General features: G+C 53.7%; 8 protein-coding genes. 1 reads left to right on the plus strand and 7 read right to left on the minus strand.

The window, feature by feature from the left end; genetic code table 11:
* A partial coding sequence (locus ACR0K9_RS21225; protein WP_480826067.1) for a hypothetical protein occupies window positions 1-283 on the plus strand: 283 nt, incomplete at its 5' end.
* A 388-nt stretch (window positions 284-671) separates the two neighbouring features.
* Here ACR0K9_RS21225 and ACR0K9_RS21230 read toward each other — a convergent pair.
* The 7 genes from ACR0K9_RS21230 to ACR0K9_RS21260 all read right to left on the minus strand — a co-directional run bounded on the left by ACR0K9_RS21230 (window position 672) and on the right by ACR0K9_RS21260 (window position 7651).
* On the minus strand, window positions 672-1964 hold the full coding sequence (locus ACR0K9_RS21230; RefSeq protein WP_480826068.1) for a TRAP transporter large permease: 1293 nt from the start codon (window positions 1962-1964) through the stop codon (window positions 672-674).
* On the minus strand, window positions 1961-2575 hold the full coding sequence (locus ACR0K9_RS21235; protein ID WP_480826069.1) for a TRAP transporter small permease: 615 nt from the start codon (window positions 2573-2575) through the stop codon (window positions 1961-1963). Before ACR0K9_RS21235 ends, ACR0K9_RS21230 begins: the two co-directional genes overlap by 4 nt.
* Window positions 2576-2660: 85 nt before the next feature.
* Window positions 2661-3665: a TRAP transporter substrate-binding protein DctP gene (gene dctP / locus ACR0K9_RS21240; RefSeq protein WP_480826070.1), complete on the minus strand. Its 1005-nt coding sequence runs from the start codon at window positions 3663-3665 to the stop codon at window positions 2661-2663.
* A 201-nt stretch (window positions 3666-3866) separates the two neighbouring features.
* Entirely contained in the window at window positions 3867-4346 is a 480-nt protein-coding gene (locus tag ACR0K9_RS21245) for a thioesterase family protein (protein WP_480826071.1), read from the minus strand.
* Window positions 4343-5374, minus strand: coding sequence for a histone deacetylase family protein (locus ACR0K9_RS21250; RefSeq protein WP_480826072.1), 1032 nt, complete (start codon window positions 5372-5374; stop codon window positions 4343-4345). Before ACR0K9_RS21250 ends, ACR0K9_RS21245 begins: the two co-directional genes overlap by 4 nt.
* A gap of 3 nt (window positions 5375-5377) precedes the next feature.
* On the minus strand, window positions 5378-6307 hold the full coding sequence (kce, locus tag ACR0K9_RS21255) for a 3,5-dioxohexanoate:acetyl-CoA acetone transferase (protein WP_480826073.1): 930 nt from the start codon (window positions 6305-6307) through the stop codon (window positions 5378-5380).
* A gap of 12 nt (window positions 6308-6319) precedes the next feature.
* Window positions 6320-7651 (minus strand): aminotransferase family protein, encoded by a 1332-nt coding sequence (locus ACR0K9_RS21260; RefSeq protein ID WP_480826074.1) that lies wholly within the window; start codon window positions 7649-7651, stop codon window positions 6320-6322.
* Between the last annotated feature and the right edge of the window lie 208 nt (window positions 7652-7859).

Raw genomic sequence — 7859 nt, forward strand, 5'->3', positions numbered from 1 at the left:
CTCATCTCCACTCTCTGATGGTTACGATGAGCCTGAAATCCTCCGTTACGCAATCAACCTATTCTGTTCCATGAGTGCTGATGGCAGACAGGCGGCTATCGTGAATCATCCGAATAAAGACAACTCCCCCCTACTTCTTCGACCGTTCGAAGCTGGCCTATTGGTTGCGACAGCTTCCATCGATTTTTCTGTGGGTGAAAAAGGCAAGTTCTGTCAAGGTTATCAGGCTGGTAACTTTGTGGGGCCTGAAGCAAACTTCCAAAGGGATCAGCTGCCACGATAAGCTTGGCACGTTAGAGGTCGATTACAACCTCTTCAATAGTTTGCGAAACAGCCCTGGTATGCAGAGTTTGCAAAGCGAGTATGCGAGAATTCTTGGTAGTCAGAACGAGAATGGCCCCATAAGTAAGCCGAGTAAATGAAGCTCCTGATTAGGATGAAGGCAATGGCAAAAGAATATAGAGACGCGCTCAGCCTCTTGAGTTTGGTCGCTGTAACCGCGTCGCTGATCGGTCTGCATTCCTGGTTGTATGTTCAGTAAGTCAAATGCGGCCGCGTTTGATCTAAAGTATGCAGAGTAATTAAGTTGGAACAGGTTGGTCACACGACCGTCCGCTAACGTAAAAGGCGCCCGAAATTCGGGCGCCTTTTAGTGTTCACGGCCAGTCCTCTCAACGGCTGAGCAGCAGATCCGGCAGCCACAGGGCAAGCTCAGGAATGAACGTAGTCAACATCAGCGTTGGCAGCCAAGCGAACACTATGAAAACCAGAGTCGGCCACAGCATCTTGGACACCGGCGTGTCGCAAATCTGAGCCCCAAGATAAAGCAGTGGTGCTGTGGGCGGGGTGATGTTGGCCATCCCAAGGTTTACGCCAATGATTGCGGCAAAATGAATCGGATCAACTCCGACACTTTGGGCGATCGGCAGCAGGATCGGCGTCGCCAACAGCAAGCCTGAGATGTCGTCCATCAGCATTCCGATTAAGATCATCACGACGTTGATCATCAAAAGGATGATGATTGGGTTGTCCGAAACAGAGTAAACCATGTCCTTCGCCAGTTGCGGTGCGCCCTGAGAGATCAGGTTGTCCGACACGATCAGAACCATGAAAATCATGACCATAACTACGCCAATGGTCACGCCCGAGTTCTGGATGGTCTGCGCCAGGGTTTTCCAGGTAAGACCGCGATAGAAGTAGATCGCAACCGGAATCGCATAGCATACCGCAATGCCAGCGGCCTCGGTTGGTGTCATGATGCCGCCGTAAATACCGCCCAAAATAATGATCGGCATCATAAGCGCAGGCCCGGCCAGACGGCCTTGACCCAGAAGCGCAGGCATGAAGGGATCGGGACGATCTGTCAATTGGATGTCGTCATACTTCCGCAGCATAAACTGGTTGGTAATGATCAACAGCGTGATCAGGATAATCGCAGGGATGACCGTAGACAAAAAACACTTCAGTACGTGTTGTTGTGCTACCCAGCCATAAAGAATGTGCGATGAACTGGGCGGGATCAAAAGACCCAGAGGGCTTGCCGACACGATAAGCGCTGCGGACTGTCCCTTCGGGTAATTTGCCTTTTTCAGGTGCGGCATCATGATTCCGCCGATGCAAGTCAGCGTCGCATTCGCACTGCCAGAGATCGAGCCGAAGACTCCACAGGCCAGCACAGATGCTGCGTTTAGACCGCCTTTGATGTGGCCTATGAACATCTCGGCCAGCGCCACCAGCGGCGCCGCGATCCGGCCTTTTTCCATAATGCCTCCGGCAATCATAAAGAGAGGAATTGCCAACAGCACCAAAGAGCGGATCCCGGTTGCGCCAGTCGGTAGGTAACCCGTGATGGATTGATCTCCAACCAATGCAATAAAGATGAGAACTGCCCCAAACGCCACATAGACGCTGACGCCCAGCAAGAGCATCAGGCAGACAATAATAAGACTTCCGCCGATAATCATTTCGCGGCTCCTTTAAGGGTTTCGGACCGCAAAGGAAGCCCGAGCCCCTTTCGGATATGCACATAAAGATATGCCGCGGTGAACATCGCCATGAAGCCAAATGCGCACATGATCGCGATACGCCAGGTGACAAACGGAATGCGCAACACCGGCGTCGACCTCAACCGTGGGAACGAGAAGTCGTCAAGCAGCGATACATAGCAGGCCCAAACCAGAAAGAGGATCACGATAAGTTCAACTAGCAACACAATGAACCCGCGCCACCAGATGAGCCGGGGGTTTTGAATCACGATGCCAAGGATGTCTGCGTTGATGTGCAGGTTCCGCGCAGATGCCAAAACCGCTCCGGCGAAGAAGCCCACGATTGAAAAGGCCAATAGCCATTCCTCATAGGCAAATAAGTCGCCGCTAAATCCATATCTGATCACGACGACTGCACCAAACGTGAAAGCCATCAGGAAACCACAAGCCATCACAATTTGCCGCATGACAAATGCAATGGCTTTCATTGGATACCCGATGATCGGTGGAAGTTCGTCCGTGATTTTCTGCGGTTTTTCAGCGTCTTCGTCGCCGATATATGTCGTCATGTCATCTTTCTCAATCGACATGCCTGTCCCCCCGCTTTTTTCTTTTTTAGTGAGCAAATAGCGAAAGGGCCGGCAGTGTTGCCGGCCCGATTGATTGTGCTGATTATCAGTTCTTGCTGGCCAGCAGGCGGTCGATCACATCCTGGCCAACGCTCTGGGCCATCATCGGCCAAATGTTTTCCTGGATATGGGCGGCCATGGCGGCCTGCTCTTCGTCGTTCAGGCTCAGGATGGTGTAGCCTTTGTCGATCAGCTTCTGTCCAAAAGCCGCGTCGTTGTCGCGGTTATACTGGAAGAAGTCGTCTGACGCCTTGGTCATTGCGGTCTGCAGTGCAGCGCGCTGTTCGTCGTTCAACTTGTCCAGAGTACGCTGCGACGCGTAGAACGTAGTCAGTTCCGAGATCGAGTTGTACTCGACAAAGTGCGTACCAACATCCGACTGCGCGAAGATCGAGTAGGTTGCCGTTTTGGTGCAGCAGATTGCGCCATCAACAATACCAGACTGGATCGCAGGGAAGATATCACCCCACGCCATGGTCGTGGCCTGGTAACCAAGCGCTTCCACCATGGATTTCACGGCGGGCGACGACCAAACACGAATGTTCATGCCTTTGTCGTCGAAGTTGTTCCAGTTGGTCGGTTCCTGCGTGGCCACGATGCCAACAAACCCTTCGGGATTCTGGGCTATTACGCGCACACCGTACTCGTCGGTGATTTCCTGCAAGATTTTATTATACTCGGAGTCCATGTTGCGCATGATGTTGTCCATGTCGTCCCAGCCTCCTACGAGGAACGGCATCGACAGAAACTCCAGACGCGGGTCTGTGTCGGCATAGATAAATGCCGCCGCCAGATCGATGTTACCACGTGCTACATCTTCAAAGAGCGCCTCGCCCGACCCAAGCTGGTTGGCCGGAAAAACTTCGATTGTCAGGCCCACATTCGCCGCTGCTACATCTGCGGCGACCTGCTCCATCATCTTGGTGCCCTGATGGTCGATCGGGAACACACCGGCAAAGCGCAGCTTCATGTCTTCTGCCAGCGCCGCGGTTGACATTAGAGCGCTTACGGCACCAAGCATCAGGCCTTTGGTAACGTTTTTGAATTTCATCTAGATTTCTCCCAGTTTGCGGTTCTTCTTTACGTTGGCTTCTTTTACTGACCGCTGTGAATTGTTGCGTTTGGTCACACTATGCGAACACAAATTGCAGTGCAATTTTATTCACGGGTTATTCTTGCTTGGATCGGGTTCCTCCCTATTTTGGATTTTCGGGGTGTGTTCTGAGGTGGCTACGACCGTTCGTCGGATCCATTATCGTCTTATCAATCCGATTGGACTTCCAACTTGAGCAGGGCGGGCGATCGGTTTGTGTTCAGCCATCAAAGTGGCGATTCGGTTTTGAATGTCGACCGGATAAGGGACGGAGCGGCGTGTGCCGTGATCGACGTTCACGAGTACCTGCTCCCTCACGCAGACAGTTGTTTGATCTTTCAGCTTTATCATCGATCCCGCGATATGCAGACGTTTAACGTCGGCATCCAGCATTAGAAACTGGCAAAAGAACTCTTCGCCTACCAATAGCTCACCCAGATAGTGGACGTGGTTTTGGAGTACAAACGGTCCGGCATTGAAAGCCTTCGCGTAACTTGGGCCAACGCCAAGCTCTTGATCCAGCATGACATCCAGGGCCTCGTCAAAGGCCATGACGTAATAAGCCAGATTCATATGGCCGTTATAGTCAATCCATGCGTCCGGTACTCGACGGTTTTCTGATGTTACCCAGTTTGTCATTCCACGTCGCCCTCGAAGCCCCGCAGGAATGCATGTAAATTGTCGCCCAACTCATCACAAAGATAACCTCCTTCCTGCACTATCACGGTGGGTAGATTCAGCGCTGAGAGCATCTTTGCAATTTCGGAAAAACCAGGTGTTGAGACGGCAAGACCTCCGAATGGGTCCCCTTCAAAAGCATCGAGACCGAGCGCGATGACGATGGCGCCTGGTGCAAAGCTCCTGACATGGGTCAGACCGCTCGACAGCCCGTTAAGAAAGCCGTCATCGCCGGTACCGCGCGGAAGCGGCATGTTGAAGTTATAACCATGGCCTGCGCCTTCTCCGACCTCATGAGCGTGGCCCCAGAAAAACGGATAGAACCGCGCCGGGTCCGCGTGGATGGACAGGGTGAACACGTCGTTGCGTTCGTAAAAGATGCCTTGCGTTCCGTTGCCGTGGTGCAGGTCAACATCGATAATCGCCACTCGGTCGTGGGTTTGCCGCAAGAATTGAGCAGCGATAGCGCTGTTGTTGAGATAACAGAAACCGCCGGCTAGATCGCTAAAGCAATGATGACCCGGTGGCCTGCAGAGCGCATAGGCCACATTGTCCCCGTCCAATACTGCTTGGGTTGCGCTCACGGCGCAGTTTGCGGACCAACGCACTGCCTCCCAGGTGTGCGCGCCGATGGGGCAGGACATGTCAGCGACATGAAATCCCGCCTGACCAACTGCCGATAAGGGATAGCTGGCCGTGCGGCGATCCGGGTGGACGTTCGGGAAAATCTCGGGCGTGGCGTCGGGAATGCGTGCCCACCGTTCATAGACCGTCGACAGGAACTTCAAGTAGGCCGGGGTGTGTACCGCTGCGATCGGAGCTAGGCCATGATCAGTTGGCGTGTACACCGCGTGACCGCCTGCCGCGACGCCTGCAAGCAGGCGCTCCAACCGCTCAGGTTTTTCGGGGTTGGGTTGCATCACACCGTTTACCAGAAACCCGCTAGGATTATGCTGGCCTTGCCGTTCCTGATCAGAAAAGACTTTCAAGTGTCAGAACCCCACCTTATCTGCTCCTTTGAGACCGAGCATCACGCGCGTCTCATCAGGTGTTGCGATCTCGTATCCCAGTTCTTCCAGAACGGATCGAATTTTAGTGACTTGTTGGGCGTTGCTGGTTGCAAGCTGCCCGCGCCCGATCATCAGGCTGTCTTCAAGACCTACACGAACATGCCCGCCTAGAATGGCGCTCATCGCGCCCAGTGGCATCTGCTGTCGCCCAGCGGCAAGTGCCGAGAACTCATAGGCGTCGCCCAACAGTCGGTCAGCCGTTTCCTTCAAATACATCAGGCTGTGTGGGCTGGCATCGATCCCGCCCAGTACTCCCATCACAAATTGCAGAAAGACCGGTGGTACAATGCGCTTTTGTTTCAGATAGAAGGCGAGCGTCTGAATGTGCCCCACATCGTAACATTCACATTCAAACCGCGCTCCACCGGCATCGCCCAGCATTCGAAACACGGTTTCTATGTCATGGAATGTATTCTTAAACACAGTGTCGCGCGTGTTCTCCAGAAAGGTCTCTTCCCAATCATGGGTCCAATCGGAATAGCGATCCTTCATCGGGAAGAGGCCGAAATTTATGGAGCCCATGTTGAGCGAACACATCTCTGGCGCCAGTTCTACAGGGGCCGAAAGCCGTTGTTCCACACTCATCTGTGAGCTGCCACCCGTGGTCAAGTTAATAACGGCATCACTCGCGTCCTTGATCCTTGGCAGGAACTGGCGAAAGACTTTGATATCCGCGCTTGGGCGGCCGGTGTCCGGGTCGCGCGCATGCAGATGTAAAACAGATGCACCGGCTTCCGCTGCCTCGATTGCAGACTTGGCGATTTCGTCGGGCGAAACAGGCAGATGTGGGCTCATGCTCGGCGTGTGAATCGAGCCCGTCACAGCGCAAGTCAAGATAATCTTTTGCGCCATGTGTCAGACCCCCTATGCGCATTCACGGGCGAAGTCCCGGAGACTGTCGTCAAGTATATTCAGTATTTCGTTGATCTGCGGTTCGGTGACGATCAAAGGCGGGCAAATCAGGAAATGATCGCCCTCTATACCGCCGCGGGTTCGGCGCGAATAAGTGATCAGGTTGCGCTTGTAGCAGATTTCTACCAACCGTTCGTAGGCGTTCATGTCCTTGGGCAATGGTGACATAGTGTCCCGATCCGAGACCATTTCAAAGGCGGTTAGCAGGCCTTTTCCCCGCACATCACCGATGAACGGGTGACGCGCCATGAGGTCCATGAGCCCCGCCATCAGGATTTCGCCCATGATCCGCGCATTGGTCATCAGGTCCAGTCGGTCGATCTCGTTCAGAACCGCCAATCCGGCGCTACATGCAAGCGGGTTGCCGGCATAAGTGTGGCCGTGGGCAAACCCGCCGCTGTCCAGCACGGTTTCAACCATCGCTTCGTCGGCGATCATGGCCCCCAACGGGGCATAGCCCGCACCAAATCCCTTGGACAGTGCCACAAGGTCGGGGCGGATGTTCCAGTGCTCCGATGCTAAGAACGTACCAGTGCGTCCAACACCTGACATGACCTCATCCATGATCAGCATGACGCCAAACTCGTCGCAGATCTCACGCACCCGACCGTAATAGCTGTCGGGCGCAACTAGCGCGCCGGTAGATGCACCGCCCACCGGTTCCATAGCAAAGGCCAAAACAGTGTCAGGCCCCTGGGCAATGATCTCATCCCTGAGCATCTCGGCATACTTTAGACCACGGTCGTGGTCAGAGAGGTTGTCGCGGTCCAAATAGCAAGTTGGCGCAGGAATTTTCGGCATTTCATTGAAAAGCGGCCCAAACGCGTTTGTCAGCGGCCCGTATCCGGTAATCGCCAACGCGCCCAACGTTGAACCGTGATAGGATGGAAAGCGCGAAATGACTTTCCACCGACTGGCTTGCCCCCCAGCAACCGCCCATTGTCGCGCGAACTTCACGCAGGATTCCATGGCCTCGGACCCACCCGAAACAAAAAAAACCTTATCCAAGCCTTCCGGTGTGCGATCTACAATTTCTGTGGCCAGGTCTTCGGCTGCGGCGTTTTCAAAATGTAAACGATAGGCAAAGGTTGCGCTGTCCATCTGCGCTTGCATCGCAGCCAGAACATTAGGGTTTGAATGGCCGATATTACTGACCATCGCCCCGGACGAACCATCTATATAACGCTGGCCGTTCTTTCCCCAAATATAGATTCCTTCTGCGCGATCAACTTCGGGGCGGCGCGCGCGACTTTGATAGAAAAGGTTCGATGCCTTCACGGTTATTCTTCTTTAACAGGTGTGGCGATGCAGGAGCGATACCCAACCTTGTGTTGGATTCCTTTATAGGGCAAATAGATAATGAGAATTAGGTATATTGACTAAATCAATGCATAACGCCACTGTCTGTCATCAAATGATTTGGAACACGAGCGGTTGATTGGCTTTGGAGGCTCAGGCTCGCTGTAGTTTCAATTTACGCCGCGTTTTGATG

It is taken from the genome of Ruegeria sp. L12 (assembly GCF_056531745.1).

Coding starts and splice junctions, on each gene's coding strand:
- ACR0K9_RS21230 (WP_480826068.1), bottom strand. CDS start 1,964: ATGATTATCGGCGGAAGTCTTATTATTGTCTGCCTGATGCTCTTGCTG.
- ACR0K9_RS21235 (WP_480826069.1), bottom strand. CDS start 2,575: ATGTCGATTGAGAAAGATGACATGACGACATATATCGGCGACGAAGAC.
- dctP (WP_480826070.1), bottom strand. CDS start 3,665: ATGAAATTCAAAAACGTTACCAAAGGCCTGATGCTTGGTGCCGTAAGC.
- ACR0K9_RS21245 (WP_480826071.1), bottom strand. CDS start 4,346: ATGACAAACTGGGTAACATCAGAAAACCGTCGAGTACCGGACGCATGG.
- kce (WP_480826073.1), bottom strand. CDS start 6,307: ATGGCGCAAAAGATTATCTTGACTTGCGCTGTGACGGGCTCGATTCAC.